Below are 25,067 nucleotides of genomic sequence, written 5' to 3'. Positions count from 1 at the left end.
AGTTATTCGTTATTGTTTTCACTGTTTACAAAAGCTTGAAGTTCCTCTAGGGATTTGAAAGAACGAATCCAGTAAAGATCATAAGTCTGAGCAGTTTCCGGGAAATCGGCAATTACAAACTTACATTGCACTAAATCAAATACCTGATTCCAATCTGTAGGAGTCACTGTTTTATATTTTGACTGTAAGTCGTAATACAAGACATTTGGCTCCGCAGTCGAAATCTGACTTGCACCCAGAATCTCGTATCTATTATTAGCATCTCCGCCTGTTCCAAAATATTCAGGACCGATTTTCTTAATGCCATCATCAAAAATCTCTAATTTAATACAGCCATTGGGTTTGTTCTTTCCTGGAATCAATTGAGATTTAAATCCTATCTTAATGGCAAAATATCTATAATCAGCAGGAGTTACATTTACAATTTTTCCTTTACCATTTCTTGCAAGCCATAAGTCACCACGGTATCCAGAGCCCATCTGAACAGTGGTCTTATTTCCGTCAGATGAAACGACAGACGCATTGTTGCCATCCAAATACCAATTATTATCCAGTCCGTTCCCCAAACCATTACCTAATGAATACCAGAAACGTCCATCGGCAACTGTGACAGTTACATTTTGTACAACAGGGCCATAAGAAGCTGTTATCACAGCAGAAGCGGCCTTAGTAGTATGTACTTTCAATTTTCCTGTTTTATCCACACTAATCACCTCCGGATTATCACTCGTCCAAGCCAGCAGCGAAGCTGTAGCATCTACCGGTTCCAACGTGTACTTAATCTGATATTCCTGTCCATATCCCAATTGATTAAGTTCCGCATCTTCAGTAAACGTCATTCCGGTAATTGGAGTTACTATCTTAACCCCTATCTCGCAACTTGCAGACACCGGATTCGAACTGAAATCATCAGCCGTCACTGTAATAGTCGCATCCCCTTTGCTGATTCCGGTCACCAAACCTGTCTTTTCATCCACTGTAGCTACTTCCGGGTTATTACTTGTCCATTTATAACGCTTGAACGTAGTAGTTGCCGGTTCTGAAGAAACAGTTAATTGATATTCATCGCCTGCCGCAATCTCTTCTGCCGGAACATTAGTTATATTGACGGCTGACATATAGGTATATTCATCCACAACTTCAACTGTTCTGGTGACGATAGCAGCCTCGGGCCCGAAGCCTATTTCCGGTGTCATTGTTATGATAGCTTTTCCCGCTTTATCTTTAGTCATAACCAGACCTTCCTGTGTAACTGTCGCAACAGATTCATCAGACGAGGTCCATTGTACATTCGTATCAGTCGCACTCTCGGGCATGATACTCCAAAAGAGCTGAAGTTCCTTATTCTTTAGCAAACAAATCGTTTTATTTCCTGCGTCATATTGAGTATCTTCAAGAGTAATGGCAGATATTGTAATCATCTCATCCATCTTCTCTCCCAAATCCTTATCATCATCACATGCAGTCAGACCTAAAAGCGAACAAGCAGCCAGTCCGACAAAATATTTTATATAATCTCTTTTCATAATTCTTATTCTTTAAGTTATTTCAGACTTAATTATTGCCATCCCGGATTCTGTCCCAAGTTCGGATTCAATTGGCATTGGTCTACCGGAAGCGGATACAGGTCGTTCTTACTACCCCAGCGACGGCCGCCTTCCAAAATCAAACAACCTTCCGAATCTTTTGCCATAGTAGAAGCACCCGCCCATGAAGTAGCAAAGTCCGTTCCTGTCCATTTCACCCCAAGAATAGGTTTCGGCATCTCTACAATAGCCGTATTCCAACGCTTCAGGTCATCAACACGGAAACCTTCATTGTACAATTCGATGGTACGTTCACGACGAATTTCTTCCCGCATATCCAGACTGTTTTCCGAAACAAAAGAAGTTGTCAGTTTAGGCATATCAGGGTTCACACGGAGACGAACCAAATTTAATGAAATGTTCAATGCATCGTCCAAAGCTTTACCGGTAGTCCCTAATTCATACATGGCTTCCGCATAATTCAACAAAACCTCTGCATAACGGATAATCGGGAAGTCATAACCTTCAAACGTATCGGCAACTTTACGCTCCGTACCCCATTTCTGATTCTGATAACCGGAACCCTGGAAAACATTACATGTGATGGCATTCGTCGCATCTTCTCCTTCCATGCCTTTCCAGTCGATACGCGGTTTGTCGTTATCCCAATACTTGGTTCCGTGAGCCAAAAGACAATTCTTCATACGGTTGTCACGGTTCTCGAATTCCGTAGTCAGTCCCCCGTATCCTTTAAAGACATCGGCACTCTTTGTATGCTCAATCGGCAATCCATTGCTGCACAAGTACATATTCACAAATTTGCGGTTGATATATTGCACGTTAGCCACGCAACCGTGAGTGATATTAGTCCCGATAGGAGCAATCGTTTCATCATGACGGCGATAGAATATATACTCTTTATTGGCACTCTTAGTCAGATTGGCAGGATTGGACTGCACATTCTCCAGTATAAACAGATATTTATAAGCCATATCACCCAAAGAAGCAGGTTTGAAAAGTTCGAACTGCTTACTGTCTATTACTTTCTTCGCCGCATCCGCAGCAATGTCCAACAAGATCTTGGCACGCTCTTCATTATTGCGGTTCTGCTGCCATGTGCCTTCATATAAAGCGACACGTGAAAGGAATGCATAAGCTCCCCATTTGGATATACGTCCTTCATCATCCGTCGCAATAGTTTCCGGCAATACTTCAGCCGCATCTTTCAAATCCTGAATTACGAAGTCAATCACTTCACTGCGGTCATTGCGGCTCATGCGTAATTCGGGTGAAGTAATATCCAACGGTTCTCTGGTAAGAATCACATTTCCATACAATTGCACCAAATCAAAATAAGAATAAGCACGGAAAAACTTGGCTTCCGCTACATAGCGGCTGATATCGCCGTTGCCGGAAAAAGATGCCGCCTTTTGCAGCAACAGATTACAGCGGCGGATATGAGCATAATTGCTTGTATAGTTACCGTCGGAAGTCGGAATCGGATTGCTACCGTTACTGTACATATTTACGGAACTGGAAGTCATCAAGTCCGAACGCCAGTCGGAATGTGCACCGTCAGAAATAACTGACTTGAAATCACGTGTCCAACCATAAAAATTGGTTGCAAAATATTTAAAGTCATCTGCTGCTCCCCACAGATTACCATCCGCCAACTGGTCCTGCGGATCAAGGTCCAGACACGAATTCAGTGTCAGTCCAAGCGATACAATCAAAAGGGCTTTCTTATATAGTTTCATAATCTTCATACATTAAAAAGTTAGATTTAATCCAAAAGTCACTGTGCGGACAAAGGGGAAACGTCCAGCGGCTGACACTTTGCGACTTGCTTCCGGATCCCAGCCGTCATTAATCTTAGAGTATTCCCAAAGGTCGGCTCCTGCTACGTAAACACGGCATGAACTGATTGCCTTCGTTTTAGCCAGAAACGCGGAAGGTACGTTGTATCCCAGCGTCACATTCTTCAGACGAATGTAAGAGCCATCTTCTACCGACCAGGAAGAAGCCTGGTAGTTATAATCGTTAATCTCATTCTTATTGCTATATGTAGGATAATGAGCGCCCCGATTGTCAGGACTCCATGTATTACCCACAGACTGGTTCGAGGTATTCAGGTACAATGCTTTCATCGGTATGCGCCATATCTCATTACCGTTATTATCTCCCGTACGGAAAATAGTACGTTTTGCAGCTCCCTGGAAAACCAGTGACAAATCAAACCCTTTCCATTCTGCTCCCACATTAAATGAGAAGGAGATTTTCGGATCGTCCGTACCCAGATAAACAATGTCGTTCTGATCCAGTTTACCGTCATTGTTTACATCGGCATACATATTATCTCCCAAACGGAAGTTTTGTTCGGTCAATCCGATAGTATTTCCGGTAAGGAATCTATATAAATACTTCTGGCGTTCTTCTTCCGTCTGTGCCTTGCCGGCATAACGCAGGCCGAAGATACTGTTCAACGGATAGCCTTGTTGTTTGTCAACGAAACCGGATTTCAAAACTGATACCGCACCGATATCCGTCAGTTTGTTGGTATTGAAGGAGTAAGTACCTCCTACGTGGTAAGTGAAGTCTTTTCCAATCTTATCAGACCAGTTCAGCATCACTTCCCAACCATGCGACTTGAACTTCCCATTGTTGGACATACCTGCGTTATCACCCAGAATTCCCGGATAAGAGATGTTTATCAGCATATTGTCATTACGCTTCATATATACCTCGGCAGTACCTGTAAGTCGGGAATTCAATAAGGAGAAATCCAATCCCAAGTTATAATTCTTAATGCGTTCCCATTCACGTCCCAAAGAAGCGATTTTGCCGTTCGTATCTATGATAGTGCCTTTGTTGGGACCAATATAAGCTCCGCTTTGGGATTCAAACTTGTAGAACTGTGTGCCGTCATAGCGGTCAATACCGCTCTGGTTGCCCACTTCACCGTATGAAAGACGGATTTTCAAGTCGTTGAGCCACTTGACGTTCTTCATGAACGCTTCTTCCGTAATACGCCATCCACCGGATATTCCATAAAAGAAGTCCCAGCGGTTTTCCGGTTTGAACTTGGAAGAACCATCATAACGCATATTTACTTCCAGCAAGTATTTAGACTTATAATTATAATTCAAACGGGAATAATAGGACATCACAGCCTCATGCCATTTCGTACCATGTTTGTCTGTCAGATTCACAAGCCCTGCACCATTTACCGTTTCCAATGAGTTCTGGATATCTTTCACCGATACACCAAAATAATCGTATTCTTTCAATTCGTATTGGGCACCGACCATCGCACTTACATTGTGGTGTTGCGCAAATGTGTTATGATAGTCAACATAACCTGTCATAGAGTAGAAATCGGTACGTGAACTCGTTTTTTCGTAAGACGATTCTTCCTGCTTGTAACCGTCGGCTTTAGTATTTATTTTAGTTCCGGCATAATTATAGGACGTTATAGCCATCTTTTTGATGTCACGTGAAGCTACTCCGGAGTTATAACCAAGATTGGCTACCACATCCAAGTGCTTATTGATATTGTAAGTGAACTTCTCGCTGATATTGATTTCGGATACTTTCAATTTATTATCGCCACCCAGTTCGGCAAACCAGATAGGTGACAGCCAGGTTCCCCACGAATACGGTTTCCCGTCGATGGTAGAAGCCGGAAGACCCGGTTGCGGATAACTGGAAGTCAGCGTCCTATTCAGTTGGGATGGAGCTACCTGATCCTGACGGTTATAAGCTATGACAGATTCAATAGCGAAGTTATCAAAGACTTTCAGTTTGTTAGTCAGACGAAGGTTGAAACGCTGGTTGTTATTATTTCCCCATTTCAGGTTACTGTCATCATACATATATCCTACGGACAAACGATACAAGTTTTTCTCCGTACCTCCGGAAATAGCCAGGTCATGTTGCGTGGAGTAAGAGTTGCCGAACAATACATCTTGCCAGTTGGTATCCATAAATACGAAGTCCATTACATCCGAATAACTGGGAGCAAAAGGATTGGCGCTATGCTCCAAATCAATGTATTTGCCTTCGTTTGCCAATGCCATTTTCGCATATTTAACCCATGAATAAGAATCCGGCTGACCATCGTTCTGACAAGTCTGCAACACAGCATTCGCCCACTCGTTCATTTTCATCAGTTCCGGCTGCAATCCCACCATCTTGTAAGTGTATGAACCGCTATATTCTATTCTCGCTTTTCCTTCCTTTGCCTGCTTGGTGGTTACCAATACGACACCACCTGCCGCCCGGGAACCATAAATAGCTGCCGATGCATCTTTCAGAAAATTGATAGACTGGATATCAGAAGGATTAATATTACGCAATGCATTTACACCGTCATAAGCTACTCCATCAATTACAATCAATGGCTCCGCATTATTTGCAGAAACAGAACCACGCAATTTCAAGCCCCAGCTCTCATCTCCCGGTGCTGCTGAATTACGAGTAATCGTAACACCCGGAACCTGACCTTGCATTGCCTGTAACGGACTTGACATCGTCCCTTTATTCTTCAGCATTTTATCGGATACTACCGTTACGGCACCTGTCAATGTCTCTTTCTTTTGCGAACCATATCCTACTACCACCACTTCGTCCAGTACTTCGCTGTCTTCTTGCAATTTTACATTAATCACCGTTTGCGCAGCTACATCTATAATCTGGTCTTTATAGCCGATATAGCTGAATTTCAGTTTGGCTCCGGCAGGCACACTAATCGTATAATTTCCATCAATATCCGTAATGGTTCCTTCCGTTCCGCCTATCACAGTTATGTTCACACCAATCAACGGCTCACCCGTGGCATCAACCACTTGACCCTTCACTTTCTTCTGAGCCTGCGCCACAACCTGGCTATCGTACATATTCGTATCGGCCCATGCCTTTGAAACAGGACAAAATCCCAGCATTAATCCTAACGCAAACACTGCTGTTTTGTTAGGCCGCGAATTAAAAATTAATCCTCTTCGTTTCATAAAATTAAATTTGAGGTTTAAAAATAATATTTATTTCTTGTTTTCTAAAATTAAATGAGGCATCAGGATGTCTCTCCATAGATTCTTTTTCCATAAGCACAAAGGATTATATATTAAATAAATAAGATTAAATACATTTTCTGAAGAATTCACGCATTTCGCGGCGACCTATAAATAAGTGGTTCTCTACCGTACGACGGCTAAGTTGCATTTCTTCTGCTATTTCGGCAGATGTCTTGCCTTCATAACGACTCAATGCGTAGACTATCCGACGCTGTTCGGGGAAGGTAGAAAGTTGCCGCTGCTCAACGGAAGCCAAATCATCGGCAATAATCGTTTCTTCCGTCTCATTGGACGAGGTTACGGCAAAATCATACATATAACTGTCTATCTCCTGCTTCTTATAATAACGGCGGATATAGTCGGTTACTATATTACGGGCAATGGTGAACAGGAAATACTTCACTGTATCCGGACGGAGCATTTGTTTATAGTCCAGCAGACGTATAAATACGTCTTGGGTTAAATCCTCAGCTTCGTAGCGATGAGTGATACGATAAGTAATATAGGTAAGAATCACCTGATAATATTCTTTATAAGAATTGGTGATAATGTTGTCGGAAGTGTTAGTCGTTGTATCCATAATACTATCTTTTCGGTTTTAATCACAATGCAAATATAAAGGGGATTCCGGAGATAATAGCAGGAAAACAGGGCGTATCAATCTCAACGAATCGAGATAGACTTATTCCAAATTATATCACTCAATATCAGTATATTACATTTATATTTCATTGAGTCTCATTTTATAAAATGAGACTCAATTATCCCCATTTAGAGAATCTTGAGAAGATAAACAAGTAGAACATTTGGGTAAATCAAGTACTGGATATCAGTGAAAGATGTACGTGAAACTGATGAAAGAAGTACTTACTCTTCTTTGGCAGTTCCACCGATGCTACGGATATATTCGTTCGGAGTGACTCCCGTACTCTTTTTGAATGACCGGAAGAAAGAAGCACGTGAGCTAAAGCCGCAAAGCTCTGCCAATGCGGTTAATGTATAGCGGGAATAATGGCTGTCCTCTACCATTTTCTTGAATTGAGTGACGCGGTATTCATTGATAAAGTCGTAGTAGGACTGGTTCAGATACTGGTTCAAAAGATACGATAACGAATGTGAAGAAGTATCCAATGCGGAAGCCAAGTCACCCATTTTCAAGTCGGGATTAATATAAGGCTTTTCTTTCTCTACATAAACTACCAGTTTCTTATGAAGCTCTTTGCATTCCTCTTCAGTCAGCCTGTTGGTCTTATACTTCTCTTCGGTAGCAGTGGACGATTGTTCAGAAATCACTCCCGGTTGTTCCGTTACTTGTTCTTTCCGGGATATATCCTCTACCGGTGTCGAAACCACCTGAACGGGAGAGGGAAGCAAGCGGCGCATGCGTTTCCATACATAATAGCGTATAAAGGCTACAATTCCTATGATTAATAAGATAGAAAGCGCCCATCCCCACCAAGGAATCATAGGACATACCGTCACTTGGCAGGTAGCTTCTGAATGTTCATTTCCCGGAAGGCGGACACGGAATGTATAAGTCCCGGAAGGAAGTCCATAATAAGAAACTTCGTTCTGCGCAGCCAATAGTTTCCAATCTTTATCAATCCCTTCCAACTGATATTCGTATAGCAAGGCAGAAGGCAATCCGTAGGCAAAATCCGTAAAGCAGAAGGTCAGATTATTCTGATTATATTTCAAGGACGAACCGGTAAAGGAAACGCCGTTAGCCAATATATCCGTAAATACTATCGGACGCGCCTTGCCACGTACTTCATCCACACGCTTCGGGTCGACGTAAATCAATCCTTTGGTATTGCCGAACCATAGTATTCCTTTATCGTCTTTATAGGCAGCCCCGTTGGTGAAAGTCGGCCCGGGCACTCCGTCATTGAAAGTGAAAGCGTCATACTCTTCCCCTTCTTTCCTTATACGCAGCAAACCGTCATTACAGCCTACCCACAACCAACCTTGATTATCCTCTACAATCGCCATCAGCGAATTGTCAGGAAGCGTGGAAAATACGGACTGGTTACGGAAACGGTCCATTGTCAGCGTAGACGTAAACAGACTCCCTTTCTCACGGATAAAATAAAGGTTATGTTCGAAGTCTTCATAAATCGTCCGTACTTTGTCCTTGTTCACGAATCCTTCAGGAAAGACATTGGAACGCAGGCTCTGGGAAGCCGGGTCATAAATACACATACCGGTTTCCGTGGCAATCCACCCTTTGCCGGTAGAGTCGAAACTGACCTCATATACATTGCCTTCCGGCAGTTGGGAGTTGGCACTGGTAAAGTGCTTTATCTGTTTTGTCAGTCCATTATAGCTGAACAGTCCTTGCGAAGTGCCTATCCAGAGATTTCCTTTTGTATCCGGTTTCACACAGAAGATATGTCCTTTCTGAAAAAGCTCGGTATCCCCCTGGGCGAAATATTTAAGAGATAACGTCTCCGGATTCAATACCATCATGCCGCCACCATACGTACCGATATAATATTCTCCTTGATAGAAGCTGATGGTCAGTATCAAATCCGAGGTCAGGACAGGTTTTACAAAGCTCTTCACTATTCCCGTAGCTTCGTTTATATAGAACAAGCCGTCACGCGAACCGATAACTTTCTCCTGCCCTCTGCTTATGAAAGAGCGGATAGAAAGGTTTGCCGAATTGAACGAAGGCGGATAGGCATATGTACGGAAAAGACCGTTCTGGTAGAGTGAATAATCCAAGCCTGCCTGGAAATGTCCTACCCATACGGCACCTCTGTCATCAACGAGCAAGGAGTAGACAGAGTTACTGCGAATCCCTTCCTTATCGCTTACATCATGGTAGAAACGACGCGTCACCTGCTGGTCTTTATGTGAAAGGAAATGGACGCCATTGCCGTCGGTAGCTATATAGACGGTTTCTTTTCCGTCACTGGAGATGTCGGAAATAACATCGCATCCTAAAGATACCGTATGGGAGAACGTCTTCTTTTTCATATCGAAACGTACTACCCCCTGGCTCATTGTCCCCAAGTAGAGCGTCTCCCCGATACGGGTAAGGCAACGGAAATAATCGGCTTCGGGCACATTCTCCTGAAAATGCCAGGAATCAATCTTTCCGTCTTTCAATGAATAGGAGTACAGTCCTTGCACCGTAGCCAACCACAGTGCGGTCTTATCTTCATTCAGACAAATATCCATGATTCGATTACAGGCAGCCAACATATTCCGGTCTGTCAATACTTGGAGCAACTGGCCGTCTTTATGAATGAACAAGCCTTTTTCCGTACCGATATAAAGAATATCTCCGTCGGACAGTAACGTATTGACGGCAAAGTCTATCTTTTCGGGAACAATCCTCTCCAATTGGCTGTTTGCGCGGTTCAGCCGCCAAAGTCCGATGCCATTTCCCACCCAAAGTTGTTTCTTGGCAGTTTCCGTGATACAGTTCACACGTTTCATTCTTCCCGACTCAATGCCCCGGAATTCAAAATGGCGCACTTTCACGCCGTCAAAACGGTCAAGACAGTTATCCGTCCCCAACCATACAAAGCCTTCGGAATCTTTATAAATAGCATTGACCAACAGTCCGGACAGCCCGTCGGACATGACGACATTACGGAATGTGTAATTCTGGGCTTGCAGTTCCATACCACAAACCAAGTATATTAATATAAGAATCTGATATTTAATCGTGTTCTTCACTTACAACTGCTTCCTTTCATATTAAACATGTGACAAACATACATAAAAATCTCCAAAAGAGCACATTCCTTTTCCTAAAAAAGTAGCCCCTTCGTATTTGTTGTATATGACAAACAAATACGAAGGGGCGTGATTATTTACTCAATGCTATTGAAAATTTTATTTGCACCTGCTTTAATAACAGTCTTAATCTGAACCTTTTTCTACCAATTCAATCATATAGCTATAAGTATATTTCTTGTCAAGCAAGCGATATTTATTGTGCGGATACATTCCCCAACTATTATCACCGCCTAATCCGCGTTGCTTCAAGTCAACGTGCAGAAAGATATTCTTTTGCGGAACAATATCAATAGTATGCTGCAATTTACGAGTCAAACCGGGGTCAAGGTCTTCCGGCGAGAAATGTAAAGCGGAAAATGCGATAGGTTGTAAGCCTGTAATTCTCACTCCTTGCCCTTCACTATCCAATAAGGTCAGCCAACGAACATCTGTCTTATTTCCCGTTTCCTGTGGACGTATATACCAATAGAACTGGTTTTCAACTTTGTCTTCATATCGTCCGATAAATGAACTTGAATAACGGTCGATATAGTTCTCCAAAGGCCCTCTACCGTAATAGGTCAAGTATTCATAAGGTTGATGCAATTCCATACGCATACCAAAACGGGGAAGTTCGGGAAGTTTCGTTCCTGTCAGTTCAATACTCCCTGTCACAATGATAGTTCCGTTATCCCGTATCAAATATTCCATCGTATAAGGCGCTTGAATATCGCTTAAGACCCAATCAACCCTTACGGATAACCCTTTTTCATTCTTCTCCCCTATTGTCACTTTCTTCACATAGCGGTTGACATGAGCCGTCCGCCAGACACCTGCCAAAACGGGCATTTTATTCCCAAAATCATTATCGACCGGAGCACGCCAAAAGGCAGGTTCGGGATATTGCCTGATAGGTTGCTTGCCATTTATCATATAATCAAACAAGATTCCCTTTTTCAAATCAATCTTACCTGAAACGACCCCCGATTGAAAAGACAAAATATTGTCTTTCGTTTCATAAGACAGTTTTCCCGAGCAAGGTGGAAGCGATGTAAAAAAACTACTTTTATTTAATTGCATCTGCTCTCTAGCTACTTCATAGCGGGCAGGTACTAAATCGGTAGCAACCCGGGTATACGCATAGAGATTAAGGAAATACTCATTTCCGTCTTCCGGAATAACGGGAAGAGATAAACGTATCTCTTTCTCTTCGTGAGGTCTTAAATCAACGCTAAAATCCCCTGTAGATATTTTTTCTCCGTTTTTGTATATTTCCCACATGAAAGCATACTCATCCAGACTGGTAAAGTCATAACGGTTTTTAATGGAAATAATTCCTTTCCCCAAGTCTTTTGCGCTAAACAGAATGTACTGATACACTTTCTTCACTTCATACGCTTGTGGTTTAGGAATACCATTGGCAGAAATCAAGCCGTCAGTTCCTGTGTTTAGTTCCCCTTTCTTATCTTCCAGCCATTTATAGCTACCCATCTTACCATTATACGTCCAATAAGTACGTCCGTCTCTTGGTTCGGTTTTTATCTTAAATCCCTGATCCATAAAATCCCAGATAAAACCGCCCTGCAAGTTAGGGCTGTCATAAATAATATCCCAAAGGTCTTTAAAATTGCCATTGCTGTTTCCTTGGGCGTGAGCATACTCACACATGATAAACGGTCGCTGTTTGCCAGAATTCCGATATTCTGTTATTTTCCACATATTGGGATACATAGGACAGACAATATCTGTATTCCAATCTTCCCAAGCCTGCTCGAACTGTACAAAACGACCGGGGTCATACTTTTTCAAGCGCTTATATTCGTCGTGGAACACGATTCCATTACCACATTCGTTTCCTAACGACCATCCGATGATACATGGATGATTTTTATCCCTTTCCACCATTCGGGTGATACGGTCGACATGGGCTGCATACCATTCGGAACGATAAGCAGGATGCGGGATGGTATCTTTGAAATAAGGAACCGAACCCATTCCATGAGTTTCAATATTGGCTTCGTCCACTACATAAATACCATATTGGTCACACAATTGATAGAATAACGGATGATTTGGATAATGACTGGTACGAACAGCGTTCATGTTCAGTTGTTTAATCAATCGCAAATCATTCATTATGATTTCGCGGGTCTGCACATGTCCCAACGTATCATTGTGCTCGTGGCGGTTGACACCTTTTATATAGGTGGGTACACCATTCACCAGTAACCGTGCATTCTTTATCTCAATGCGGCGGAATCCGACTTTATGAGCTACTACCGTCTGTTGCTTGTCGCCATTGGCTCGAAGTGTCAGAATACAGTCGTAGAGCGAAGGGTGTTCAGCGCTCCATTTCTGCACATTATGCACAGTGCCTTCGAAAGTAAGTGTAGTACTTATGCCTGAGATACAATATGCTTTCTGCGCAGATAGGACAGTCTCCCCCCCTGCGTCCTTCAATTCGAGTGTAAGTGTCCCCTTTTGCAGGGTTGCATTGGTATTGAACGAACGCAAGTCTACAGTAGCCTGAAATTGCCCATGTCGGTAGGTATCGTTCAGTCCTGCATGCAGAAAGAAATCCCAAATGGTCGTTTGGGGATAAGCGGTCAGGAAAACATCGCGTTCGATACCGCTTAGACGCCAAAAATCCTGGTCTTCCATATAGCTGCCATCATGCCAGCGATACACTTGTACAGCAAGTAAGTTCTCTCCTTTTTTCAAATAGTTTGTCACATTAAATTCTGCCGGAGTCTTGGACGCTTTAGTCATCCCCACTTGCTGCCCGTTCACATAGATACGGGCGTAGCCACTGATGGACCCGAAGTGCAACAACACTTCACGCCCCTGCCAGTTTTGAGGAACCGTAAATGTACGCCGGTAAGTCCCCACAGGATTATCAACATCAATATAAGGTGGATTGGGCGAAAACACATACTGAATATTACGGATTATCGGTTCACCGAATCCTTGGATTTCCCAATTGGAAGGGACAGTAATTGTATCCCAATCATTATCGGATAAATCTGTACGATAAAAATCCTTTATGCTTTCTGCGATAGAGGGAGCATAAACAAATTTCCACGTACCATTCAACGAGTGCTGCCAAGGCGATTTCTGGGAATTATCGTTCACAGCATCATCTGCCCGCTCGTAGAGACGAAAGTCAGCGTGTGGTTTCTCTTTGTTCCACTCATATTGGGTGGGATTTTCCCACTCGTTGTTTTGCGCCTTTGCCATTGGGGACAAACCACAAAAGAGACAAGCAAGGAATAATAAGGTAGAAAATAATCTATTTATCATAAGACAAAGAATTGTGAAGGGTTCATTGAGTAACAACAAGGAGTTAAGAAGCCTAACCTCTTAACTCCTTGAAATCTGTAGGAAAATCTCAAAAAGTTATTCTTCAGTATACAATAAAGTTCCAAACCCTAAATCACCGGCTTCGGCAGTACCACGCTCACCATACCCTTCAGGACGTTCTTTTTCGGCAAAAGCTTGCGAATATGGAGCATTCAGACCTTTCACCTTGGCATAATGGTTGTAAAGGAGTTCCCATCCCGGACGGGCACGCCCCTTACCGTCGACCGACACCTTCTCATGCCAACCGTATTTAGGGTGATAGTAAGGTTCGAAAGGCATTTCCACATCTTCGGTCGAAGTTAAGTTGTACTTAGCTGTATATTCGCAAAGGTCGAGAATGATGTTGTCGTTGTAAGCAAAAAGATCAATACCCAAGTTATAGGCTGTACGACAGAAGTAAGCATGTAAGCCTACGTTGAGAGTAGCGTGTCCCTGGTCGCGTCCCATTTCTTGGCTCTGTGCCAAATGTCTGCCTTTCACTTTTCCTGCAGGATCCTCGTGCATACCTTTCACCGACCATTCAATACACCCCATACCTTTTCCGTGATAGAAAAACTCCAAAGCTTGTTTAATCTTGGCATCGTCATCATTCAGCACACCGATAGAAAGAATAGTGAGCATGGCAGGCAAATCCCAACTCATCCAGCCCGAAATGGCTGAAGAATTAAAATGGTTATCCAAAAAATCATCACAAATGGGATAGAAAGTTTTATCCATCCATTTCTTGAATACTTCAAAATCTTCGGTTTTCCAGCCTTCGTAATCCCGCATCAATTCAGCGGGAGCAGCAAACTGGTATCCGATAAATCCGGCGGCAAGCAGGCGATGGCTGTCGTCGGGCCATGTTTTATAATTCACCCCCTTACAAGTCTTAGCCCATCCGTTCAGAATTTTAATAGCTGCCTTGGCATAATCTTCGTCTCCTGAAATTTTCCAGCGTACAGCCAACTGATAAGCGGCACCGGCATCAAAAGCGGCCGTATTAAAGTTTCCTCCTTTCGAGTGGCGCACAATTTCTTCTTGAGGGTTTGAGTTGTAACTCAGTTGGGCAAATCGGCTTTCGCACAATTTTTGCCAACCGCTTATCCAAGGTTCGGCACGTTCGTTCACTTTACGGCGTGCGCGTTCAAAGTCGGCTTCGGTATTCACCAGGCAAGGGTGCTTGATGGTGTACTCATAATTTTCATTGGGGTTGATTTCACGTTGCCATGGTTCGGGAGTTCCGTTCTCGAACTCAACACTACAACTGGTCAGCAACACAAGCATTACGCTGCCTACGAAGGTATAAATCAGATTCTTCATACATTCAATTTTCATTTTGTTATTCAATCAGTTTCCAGAGAAAGTAGATGCAATTATTTGCCACTTTCGTTCTTTATCAAATTTTTCAGTTCTTGTTCCGATTCGAAAGTCTTTATCCAATCCACATAGATGCTGCCTGTTTCATTGGCTTCATACCAGATTTTCCAAATTTGAAGTTCCACCGTGTCGTACTTCGTCAATGAGGTAGGCATATACTGTTGGTTTTTGCCGAGGAATTTCTTCGTGAAATCAGCATAGAATACTTTGTATTCACCGCAATCTACCACAGTCATGGCATTTTTTCCTTTATCGGTATCTTCGCCATATTTACCGGCTACGGTAATGCCACTTCCACCCCAAATGTCGAGATACCACTCTATACCTGTCGATGCTTCGAACACATTTTGGGGGAATTTCACTTTAAAGGCCAAAATGGGATAGTTGGTTACGTTAAACCCAAAACCACCGGTGCGGCAAATGCGGACAGCTTTGTAAGCCTTATCTTCACCGGGGAAAATACGAAGTACTCCGTCATTCTCCATCCATTCAAATTCCCGGTGGGTAAAGTTGCCGAACGGCTGCCAGATGTTCTCAATGGTAAACTGGTCGTTCATTAAACCTTCGCTTACGTTGACACTCATCGTAGCTTTGACAGGTTTACCGTCACCATAGTCAGCCAGAGCGGTAATCACTGCATTGCCATAAGCCTTCGCCACGAACCGGCCTTTTTCGTCAATCTCTACAACATCCGGCTTACTGCTTTCCCATGCGATGTACGAAAGCGTAGCATCTATCGGCGTTACATTCATCTGCGGAGTGTAAGTTTCGCCTAAGGCCAGTTTGTCTGATTCTTTCACAAATTCCATACTTTCGATATAGATAATAGGCTTCACCTTTATTTCAAACTCTTTCGTGAAATGTTTGTCATCGGTAGCGATAACTTGGATGCGTGCCTTTCCTTCGGCTATACCCTTCACCTCGCCTTTTTCATTGACAGTGGCTTTATCGGGAGTAAGGCTTTTCCAAATCAAGCCAGGGTAAGTGGGGTCGGCCGGGGTAGTCTGCCAAGTGAGTGGCAAAGTCGAGGTTACAAACACTTCGAGTTCTTCGTTAGTGAGATTGATGTCAGTGATGTGAATAATTTCGTTTACCACCTTCACATTGATGGTCGAAGTAGCAGAATAGCCCACAGCCGGCTTAGCCGAAATTACCGTGCTACCTGCCTTCACTGCCGTAATGCGTCCTTCGGCATCTACGGTAGCCACATCAGGTACAGTCGATTTCCATACCACCTCTTTGTTGAAAGCCTCATTAGGACCTACGGTATATTTTATCAAAGTGTCAGTGCCTATCAACAGAGGCAGTTCGGGAGTCACTTCAAGGTTGATTTCCTTAACGAGTACTCTTTCTTCTAAAACAGGGGATACATCGTCATCATTGCACGAAACGGTCATCACTAAACCAGCCGTCATCAGTGCTGCAAACGCACCCTTTTGAAGTATATTTTTGTATGTCATAATTCGATTACTTTATAAATGAATAATGAATGGATTATTGATTCCAACCCGGATTTTGTTTCAAGTTGGAGTTCAGTTTGAGTTGGTCGGTGGGCAGTGGCAACAAGTAATGCTTTTCGTGCCAGTTGCGTCCTTTTTCGTGGATAATGCAACCTTCGCCATCTTTGTCCTTAAAAGAAGCATCAGGCCATCTGTTTTCAAAATCGGTACCTTTCCACTTCACCCCAGTGAGGTTCATCGGCATTTCGTCTTCGGCCGTTTTCCAACGCTTCAGATCATCAATGCGGAAATTCTCATCAAAAAATTCGATGGTGCGCTCACGACGAATTTCTGTGCGCATATCCAGACTATTTGCCGTAACAAAGTCGTTAGTCAAGTCAGGCATTTCGGGGTTGATGCGTTTGCGTGTCAGGTTCAAGCTGATGGCTAAGTCTTCATCCGATATTTGTCCATCGCGTTCAAACACGGCTTCGGCATAGTTCAGCAGTACCTCGGCATAGCGGATGACGGGGAAGTCATAGGCTTCCATACCGGTAGGCACTCCGTCGCGTTCGCAGCACCACTTGTGAGGAAAGTACCCTGTACCCGTTTGAGGTATGAAGTTCCTATGCGAGGCATTGGCTATTTCGGCAGCATTGCCGCTCCAATCGATGCGTCCGCCGCTTGTACCCCAGTAAGTTTGTCCGGGCACCATAAGCTGATTGTTCATGCGGTTGTCGCGATTTTTATATTCATCATCCATTTTCGTATAATTCCACGTTTGAGGATTGATAGGCAATCCATTGCTTTGCAGATACATATTAGCCATTTTACGAGTAACATACAAGGCATTGCCCAAACGCCCTTGTGTGATGTTGAAGCCGATAGAATTGATAACAGGATCGTGGCGGCGGGTAAAGATATACTCTTTATTACCTGTTTTATTGATACTGGCAGGATTCGACTTTTCATTCTCCAAGATAAAGAGATATTTATAGGCTTCCGTACCCAATTCTTGAGGAGCAAAAAGTTCGAATGCTCCGCCCTCTATTACATCATGAGCCGCCTGTGCTGCGGTATTGAGCAAATCTTTTGTACGTTCGGTATTTTGACCGCCAGTATGAAATTTCTCCCATGTACCTTCATAAAGGGCTACCCGCGAAAGAAATGCCAAAGCAGCTTCGCTGGAGAGACGACCTTTGTCGCTGCTACTGATAGCCTTATCAACAGGTAATAGTTTAGCGGCTTCTTTCAAGTCGTCAATGATAAAGTCAGCTACCTCGGTACGAGGATTGCGGGCCTTCTGCATCTCAGGCGAGTCGATGTCGAGCGGCGTGCGGGTAATGATAAGGTCACCGTAGGCCTGCAACAACTCGAAGTAACAATAAGCACGGAAGAAACGGGCCTCCCCCACTGAAATGGCGATGTCGGCTGGTTGGTCATATGCATCAGCCTGTTGCAACAAGGTGTTGGCTTGACGAATACGATTGTAATTGTCGGTATAATGCTTGTCAGACGACGGAATACTGTTCGTTCCGTTACTATAGATGTTCACCGTGCTACCGGCAAACAAGTCCGATCGAATATCAGCATGCTGACTGTCATCGAGCCATCGAAAGTCGGCCGACCAGCCGTAGAACTGGGTGGCAAAAAGTTTGAAGTGTTCGGGCGACTTCCAATAATTGGTATCCGCCAATTGCGTCTTGGGCTCAAGGTCTAAACACGACTGCATGGTCATGGCGCAAATAATTCCTAAAATATATGCTATTTTTTTCATTGTTATCTTCAATATTAAGAATAAAAATTAGAATGTGGCATTCACACCGAAAGTCACGGTGCGGTTAAACGGATAGCGTTGCTTTTTTTCTACCTTACGGGTAGCTTCGGGATCCCAACCATCGGTGATATACGATTTTTCCCACAAGTCGGCACCCGATACATAAATACGTAAGTTACTGATGAAACCACTCTTATTTATCCATGCCTTTGGCAATGTGTAACCTAGTACAACCTCTTTGAGACGCAGGTAAGCACCATTATCGGCCGACCAGGTAGATGGAATGTAGTTATAGTTATTAATGTCATTACTGTTTGAATAAGTCGGGAAATGGTTATTGGGAGTTTCGGGACTCCATACATTGCCTACCGACTGGTTGGTAGTGTTCAGCCAAATAGCTTTGAAAGGCACTTTCCAAGAGTCAATTTCACGATAGATGGTACGCTTGCCCACACCTTGGAACACGGTATTGAAATCAAATCCTTTCCATTCGCATCCTAAATTAAACGAGAACGAATATTTGGGGTCGTCGGAACCGAGAAATACAAGGTCGTCTTGTGTCAGTTTGCCGTCTTTGTTCACATCTTCATACATGTGGTCGCCCAAACGCAAGTTGGCAGGTAGGGAGATAGAGTTGCTGCCCACATATTTGTCCACATAATAGTCCAATTGGTCTTGGTTTTGTACTTTACCCACATAACGGTAGCCAAATACCGAATTGAGCGGATAACCATTCACAGCTTCGTTATAACCTGCGCTTATCACGATGTTACCTCCATCGACGAGTTTGTTGGTCATATAGGTTAATGTACCGCCAACGTGGTAGTTAAAACCGCCTATCTTGTCACGCCAAGTCAAGCTGGCATCGTAACCATTGGCTTCAAACTTACCGCTATTAGTACTGGGAGCAGTTCCACCCAAGACACCGGGGTGCAGACGCGAAACCAGCATATTGTCGTTTTTCTTTTTAAAGACCTCAAACGTACCCGTAAGACGATTGTTGAGGAATCCGAAGTCAATACCTAAATTATAGTTGTAGATACGTTCCCAAGTACGCACAGTGCTCACCAGTCCGGCAGATTCTACGTATGTTCCTTTCGAGTTGCCCAACAAAGCGCCATTGTTCGATTTGTAATTGTAAAGTTGGATGCCGTCATAGCGTCCGATACCATTTTGGTTACCTACCTCACCATATGAAGCACGTAGTTTCAGTTCATTCACATAGTCACGCAAGTTCTCCATAAATTTTTCTTCAGTGATACGCCATCCGGCTGATGCGCCCCAGAAGAAGTTCCAGCGATTCTTGGGCAAGAATTTCGAAGAGCCGTCGTAGCGAGCATTCACCTCGACCATATATCTCGACTTATAGTTATAATTCAAACGACCGAAATAAGAGAGAATGGCTTCTTCCCAACGGTCTACCTTGTCTATGTAGATTTGTCCTTTACCATTAAGTGATTCGATTGCCGCTTCCACGTCCATTGCTTTGGTACCGCTATAATCGTAAGCGACATAGTCGTATTGAACACCTCCCATAAGCGATATGTCGTGAACCTCATCAAATAATTTCTTATAAGTGAGGAAAGCTGATGCCGTGTAATTGTCGGTACGCGCAGAACTTTTAGTATACGATGATTTTTCTTTTGCGGGATAGGGAGAGTTCTCATTTTGAATCGGTGTACCGTCATATTGATACCAATCAATCGAAAGATATTGTTCGTCACGAGCCGCATTGTTCGTTGAGTACCCCAAAGTACCCTGAAAATCAAGGCCATCCAAAATGTTCACTTTCAAAATTTCGTTCACATTCATAGTAGTCACCACAAGTTTGTTGTCGCCACCCAATTCAGCCGACCAGTTAGGAGTATGAATACCTCCCCACGCATACGGTTTGCCATCAATAGTCGAAACCGGTAGCCCTGGCTGCGGGATGCTACTACCTAATACACTACCGATCTGTGTAGGAGCCACCTGATGTTGACGACTGGCTGACATATTGGTTTCCAGGCTGATACGGTTGTTTATCTTGAAACTGTTGAATAAACGTACGTTATAGCGTTCGTTCGAGTTGTTCCCCCATTGCAGCGTCCCTTGGTCGTTCAAATAACCCAACGAAAGTCGATAGGTCGATTTTTCCGAACCTCCGCTTACACTGAGGTTATGCTGGGTAGAAGTGGCATTTCCCCACAGCACATCAGTCCAGTTCATATCATGAAACACAAAGTCAGCCACACCGCGAAATCCTCCCGGAATGGGATCTTCATCAGGATTGTTTCCACCATGTAGGTTAATCCAACTCCCCTTCATCGCTTTCGCCAAACGGGCATAGCGAACCCAGTTGTCATCTTCGCCATAACCGTCATTCAAACGGGCTTGGAGCACACCGTCCGTCCATTCGTCCATACTCATCATGCGAGGCTGCAACCCCACAATTTTACGTGTAACCGAACCACTATATTCCACTTTGGTTTTGCCGGCATCGGGACGTTTGGTAGTTACCAAAATCACACCACCCGCAGCTTTTGCACCATAAATAGCAGCCGAAGCATCTTTCAGGAAGTTAATGGTTTCAATGTCGTCGGCATTGAGTTGAGCCATCTCGCTTACACCACTAGCCGGTACACCGTCAATAATCAAAAGAGGTTCTACCTTGTTCTTCGATACAGAGCCACGTATTGAGACACCCCATCCTTCTTCGCCGGGAGCAGCTGACGAACGAGTGATGCGTAAACCCGGAACCTGACCTTGCATAGCCGAAAGCGGATTGGCCACTGTACCTTTGTCCTTAAAAAGTTTTTGGTCGACCACTGTTACCGAGCCTGTCAACGATTCTTTTTTCTGAGTACCATAACCTACCACGACAACTTCATCCAGCACCTCTGTATCTTCGTGCATGATAATTTTAGCCAGATTCGTCCCTTTTACAGAAACTTCCAACGTTTTATAACCAATAAAAGAAATCACCAACGTACCACCTGATACATTATTCAAAGTAAAGTTTCCATTCATATCCGTTATCGTACCATTGGTAGTGCCTTTCACTTTGACATTGGCACCAATAACAGGTTCTCCATAGGAATCCACGATTTTACCTTTGATTGCCCCAGTCTGTGAAACAACCTGTACTTCTCCCACATAGGCAAATACCGCCTGCGGAGCACCTGCTACAAGAGCAGAGGCTATCACCGTAGAGAATAGAAATCTTCTCGATGAGAATCTGAAGAGATTTTTTTTCATATACATAAAATTTAAAACTAACATTTATACTATTTATTCTAATATTAGATACACTGTTGAATATACTCACGGATTTCTTTCCGACTGATAAACAAGTGGTTTTCCACCGTACGGGAAGAAATTCCCAATTGGGCGGCAATATCAGCCGAGGATTTATTTTCGAAACGACTCATGATATAAATCTTCCGACGTTGTTCAGGAAGCTGTTTGGCTCGCTCCCATTCACATGTCAATAGATTATTGGCAATAATCTGGCTCTCCACTTCATTGGTACAAGTAGGAATCCGGTCGAAAAGATAGGAAGTTACTTCTTGAGCTTTGTAAAAACGACGCAAATAGTCCGTTACCAGATTCCGGCAAATCGCGAATATAAAATGTTTCACTGTTTCCGGACGCAATATCTGCTTATAGTCCATCAAACGCAAAAAGACATCTTGTGACAGGTCTTTTGCTTCTTCGTCCTTACCTATTTTATAATAGATATAAAGATAAACGGAATGATGATAACTCTTATAAGAGTCAGCAACCAGTTGAGTGGATTTCATGTTTATATTTTCCATTGCTTAGATTTTTGTTTATCATTACGCTGGCAAATATAAATGGTAAATACGGAAAAGAAACAATAAAAAAGGGCGGATAGATTTCATCCTATTGGAAGGGAAACAGAAGTCACAATACTTACTGGTAATCAATTAATTAGACAATTAAAAACCAGAGTCTCAAATTATTATATGAGACTCCGGCAATCAATCTTCATTAGTTCGTCCTATACTTTGGACATATTCGTTCGGGGTTATTCCGGTCGTCTTTTTAAAATAACGGAAAAAGGAAGTACGAGAACTAAAACCACACAGTTCAGCTAAAGCACTTAAGGTATATTTTGAATATTCATCCTCATTAAGCAACCGTTTAAACTCAGCTATGCGGTAATCATTCAGATAATCATAATAATTCTTGTTCAAGAACTGATTAAACACGTAGGACAATGTATATGGAGAGACGTTCAATACTGACGCCAAATCCGCAATCTTTAAATCAGGGTTAACATACAGTCTTTTTTCCTGCATCAGCATATCCAGTTCGTTTGCCAGCCGATGACATTCTTCCATACTCACATTGCTCTTTCTGTATTTTTCTTCAACTACCGGTTTCCCGGTTTCTATGGCGTCCGCCGCAAGAGCCGGAGAGTTCTTTTTTCTCCGGTAATAAGCATAGCTTAAGCATATTATTGCAATCAATAATAGAATTGTTCCCCATAAGGTCGCGTTAAAAGAGGAAGCAATAGTCACTGATAAACAGATTTCCGAACCGGGCTCACCAATCCGACGGATTTTGAATTGATATTTCCCGGAAGACAAGTCATAATAGGTCAGTTCGGATTTACCACCCAACAACTGCCAATCATCATCCATCCCTTCCATTTTATATTCATAAGACATATATGCAGGATCGGAATAGGTAAATCCGGAGAAACAGATAGTCAAATTCTTGTGCGACGGTTCCAAAGAGACTTTATAGAGATGCTGTTCTCTCTGTATAGCAGGGTGATAAGGTTCTTTACCATTCACATATACATCTGTGATAGCCAGGGGATAACTATTTTCTTCATTTATATCACGTAAATCCCTGGTCAAATAAATCAATCCTTTGGAATTGCCGAACCAGATTGTTCCCGAAGTATCTATAACAGGGCAACAGGTAATAAAAACAGAACTCGGCAACCCGTCCACAAAAGTATAAGGAACAATTGTACTTTTTTTATCATAACGGTACAAGCCCAGATTCGTACCAATCCACAGCCACCCTTCACGATCTTCGATCATAAACATGGCATCTTTCCCTTCCAAAAGAGTGCCCGGCTGGAATCTTCGGAAATGAGTCATCGACAAATCTGAAATAAAAATAGGGCCTTTATCCGGAAGGAAATAGAGCTCGTGGGAAGAGTCTTCATATACTGTCCTGATTTTCTCTTTATGTATAAAGCCTTCGGGGAATACATCTGATTTTATACTACGAGTGGAAGGATCCCAGATACATAAACCGGTAGCCGTACAAATCCAGCCCTTTCCTGTAGAATCAAAACATATATCAAGCACATTCCCTTCCGGGAGTTTGGAGTTCGAACTGGTATAGTGATTGAGTTGTTCGCCATCTTTATACTGATATAAGCCCATTGAAGTGGCAATCCACAGACAACCGTCATTGTCCGACTTGATGCAGAAAACATGCCCTTTCACAAAAGGAGTCTCCGAAGGTTCAAAATCATGGATAGTTAATGTAGAAGAATCCAGTATATACATGCCACCACCATACGTACCGATATAATACTTTCCCTGAAACGGGTAAATGCACATTATCATATTAGAGCGTAATTGAGGTGACTTGAAACTCCTAAAACGCCGTTTCGTCTCATCGACATAGAAGAGGCCATTGCGGGAACCTATCAATCTTTCATTCTCATTGATAGCTATGGCCCGTACCGGTATGTCTTTTGAATCAAAATAAGGAGAATAAGAATAGGTAGAGAAAAGCCCGCTCTGATACAGTGTATAATCAAGTCCCAACTGATAGAATCCAACCCATATCAATCCTTCCCTGTCCACCAGCAATGAATAGACAGAGTTAGAGCGGATTCCGCCATTAGTACCGGGTTCATGACAGAAAGATTTCATAACCTTATTTTCCTTGACAGATACAAAATGTACTCCATTTCCGTCTGTTCCAACATAAAGTATATCTTTTCCGTCACCCGACAAAGAGGAAATTACATTGCATCCCAAATCAATCCAATTATCCTTGAACTTCCCTGTCGGTATATCGTAAACAACCACTCCATGTTCCATTGTTCCTAAATAGAGCCTGGAACCAATTCGTGCCATTTTCCGATAAGTATAATCCTGTCTATCATTGTCACCGTATGGGCATAAAGATATTTTTCGGGTAGACAGATTCATTGAATATAGTTTGGAGCGGGTCAGAATCCATAATGTATCTTTTTCTCCCATATTCAAATCGACTATGAAATTATCCGATGACCACATATCCGGATTGATAGTAATCTGCTCCATTTCATTATTTTTGCAGACAAACAATCCTTTTTCACTGCCAATATATAAGTTTCCCTGCGCATCGGTCAATAAAGAACGAACTCCAAATTTTATCACTTCAGCAACAAACGGTTCTAATTTACCGGATTCTTTATTTATCCGCCAAAGCCCCATATCGTTTCCCATCCAAATCTGATTGCCTTGTGTTTCTGCAATAACATTCACCCATTTCAGTTTCTCATCATCTCCGAATATCGGATAATGCTTGAAACGAAAGCCATCAAAACATTCAACTGACGTAGCTGTTCCAATCCAGATATAGCCTACGGAGTCTTTATACAAGGCACTGACCGTTAAATCAGATAATCCATTTGTTTCTGACAGACCACGGAAGGAATAAGAAATCGGATAGGCAGACAGAGAAAAAGAAATAAATATAAGGCTTGTTATATGTCGTATCAGATTATTCATAGGATTCATATTTGATGAAACAATGCAAACCTACATAAAATATCCCGAAT

The 25,067-nt window shown here is 42.9% G+C and carries 12 protein-coding genes; all 12 read right to left on the bottom strand.

The features are described from left to right. Positions 1-2: 2 nt before the first annotated feature. The 12 genes from ACGHVY_RS04005 to ACGHVY_RS03950 all read right to left on the bottom strand — a co-directional run bounded on the left by ACGHVY_RS04005 (position 3) and on the right by ACGHVY_RS03950 (position 25,017). Complete coding sequence (locus ACGHVY_RS04005; RefSeq protein WP_390597305.1) at positions 3-1,526, bottom strand: Ig-like domain-containing protein; 1,524 nt, start codon at positions 1,524-1,526, stop codon at positions 3-5. A gap of 32 nt (positions 1,527-1,558) precedes the next feature. Continuing rightward, positions 1,559-3,292, bottom strand: coding sequence for a RagB/SusD family nutrient uptake outer membrane protein (locus ACGHVY_RS04000; protein WP_390597304.1), 1,734 nt, complete (start codon positions 3,290-3,292; stop codon positions 1,559-1,561). Between the two features lie 3 nt (positions 3,293-3,295). Further along, the gene (locus ACGHVY_RS03995; RefSeq protein ID WP_390597302.1) at positions 3,296-6,532 is read right to left on the bottom strand and encodes a SusC/RagA family TonB-linked outer membrane protein; all 3,237 of its coding nucleotides are present in this window, start codon (positions 6,530-6,532) and stop codon (positions 3,296-3,298) included. Between the two features lie 127 nt (positions 6,533-6,659). Continuing rightward, positions 6,660-7,175, bottom strand: a complete 516-nt coding sequence (locus ACGHVY_RS03990; protein WP_308744298.1) for a sigma-70 family RNA polymerase sigma factor — start codon at positions 7,173-7,175, stop codon at positions 6,660-6,662. Between the two features lie 287 nt (positions 7,176-7,462). Next, positions 7,463-10,285: a two-component regulator propeller domain-containing protein gene (locus ACGHVY_RS03985; protein WP_390597300.1), complete on the bottom strand. Its 2,823-nt coding sequence runs from the start codon at positions 10,283-10,285 to the stop codon at positions 7,463-7,465. A 186-nt stretch (positions 10,286-10,471) separates the two neighbouring features. Next, on the bottom strand, positions 10,472-13,627 hold the full coding sequence (locus ACGHVY_RS03980; protein ID WP_390597298.1) for a glycoside hydrolase family 2 TIM barrel-domain containing protein: 3,156 nt from the start codon (positions 13,625-13,627) through the stop codon (positions 10,472-10,474). A gap of 96 nt (positions 13,628-13,723) precedes the next feature. Continuing rightward, positions 13,724-14,989 (bottom strand): alginate lyase family protein, encoded by a 1,266-nt coding sequence (locus ACGHVY_RS03975; RefSeq protein ID WP_308744295.1) that lies wholly within the window; start codon positions 14,987-14,989, stop codon positions 13,724-13,726. 53 nt (positions 14,990-15,042) lie between these two features. After that, positions 15,043-16,506, bottom strand: coding sequence for an Ig-like domain-containing protein (locus tag ACGHVY_RS03970; RefSeq protein ID WP_308744294.1), 1,464 nt, complete (start codon positions 16,504-16,506; stop codon positions 15,043-15,045). 34 nt (positions 16,507-16,540) lie between these two features. Then, a complete protein-coding gene (locus ACGHVY_RS03965) occupies positions 16,541-18,262 on the bottom strand; it encodes a RagB/SusD family nutrient uptake outer membrane protein (RefSeq protein ID WP_308744293.1) in 1,722 nt (573 codons plus the stop codon). 27 nt (positions 18,263-18,289) lie between these two features. Beyond that, complete coding sequence (locus ACGHVY_RS03960) at positions 18,290-21,499, bottom strand: TonB-dependent receptor (protein ID WP_308744292.1); 3,210 nt, start codon at positions 21,497-21,499, stop codon at positions 18,290-18,292. Between the two features lie 44 nt (positions 21,500-21,543). Continuing rightward, positions 21,544-22,059, bottom strand: a complete 516-nt coding sequence (locus ACGHVY_RS03955; RefSeq protein WP_308744291.1) for a sigma-70 family RNA polymerase sigma factor — start codon at positions 22,057-22,059, stop codon at positions 21,544-21,546. Between the two features lie 186 nt (positions 22,060-22,245). Continuing rightward, positions 22,246-25,017 (bottom strand): two-component regulator propeller domain-containing protein, encoded by a 2,772-nt coding sequence (locus tag ACGHVY_RS03950; RefSeq protein ID WP_390597295.1) that lies wholly within the window; start codon positions 25,015-25,017, stop codon positions 22,246-22,248. Positions 25,018-25,067: the final 50 nt, after the last annotated feature.

This window comes from Bacteroides sp. f07 (genome assembly GCF_042854785.1).
Classification (GTDB): domain Bacteria; phylum Bacteroidota; class Bacteroidia; order Bacteroidales; family Bacteroidaceae; genus Bacteroides.
This window is presented reverse-complemented; position numbering and strand designations above follow the sequence as displayed.

Coding starts and splice junctions, on each gene's coding strand:
- ACGHVY_RS04005 (WP_390597305.1), bottom strand. CDS start 1,526: ATGAAAAGAGATTATATAAAATATTTTGTCGGACTGGCTGCTTGTTCG.
- ACGHVY_RS03970 (WP_308744294.1), bottom strand. CDS start 16,506: ATGACATACAAAAATATACTTCAAAAGGGTGCGTTTGCAGCACTGATG.
- ACGHVY_RS03990 (WP_308744298.1), bottom strand. CDS start 7,175: ATGGATACAACGACTAACACTTCCGACAACATTATCACCAATTCTTAT.
- ACGHVY_RS03950 (WP_390597295.1), bottom strand. CDS start 25,017: ATGAATAATCTGATACGACATATAACAAGCCTTATATTTATTTCTTTT.
- ACGHVY_RS03995 (WP_390597302.1), bottom strand. CDS start 6,532: ATGAAACGAAGAGGATTAATTTTTAATTCGCGGCCTAACAAAACAGCA.
- ACGHVY_RS03955 (WP_308744291.1), bottom strand. CDS start 22,059: ATGGAAAATATAAACATGAAATCCACTCAACTGGTTGCTGACTCTTAT.
- ACGHVY_RS03975 (WP_308744295.1), bottom strand. CDS start 14,989: ATGAAGAATCTGATTTATACCTTCGTAGGCAGCGTAATGCTTGTGTTG.
- ACGHVY_RS04000 (WP_390597304.1), bottom strand. CDS start 3,292: ATGAAGATTATGAAACTATATAAGAAAGCCCTTTTGATTGTATCGCTT.
- ACGHVY_RS03980 (WP_390597298.1), bottom strand. CDS start 13,627: ATGATAAATAGATTATTTTCTACCTTATTATTCCTTGCTTGTCTCTTT.
- ACGHVY_RS03965 (WP_308744293.1), bottom strand. CDS start 18,262: ATGAAAAAAATAGCATATATTTTAGGAATTATTTGCGCCATGACCATG.
- ACGHVY_RS03960 (WP_308744292.1), bottom strand. CDS start 21,499: ATGAAAAAAAATCTCTTCAGATTCTCATCGAGAAGATTTCTATTCTCT.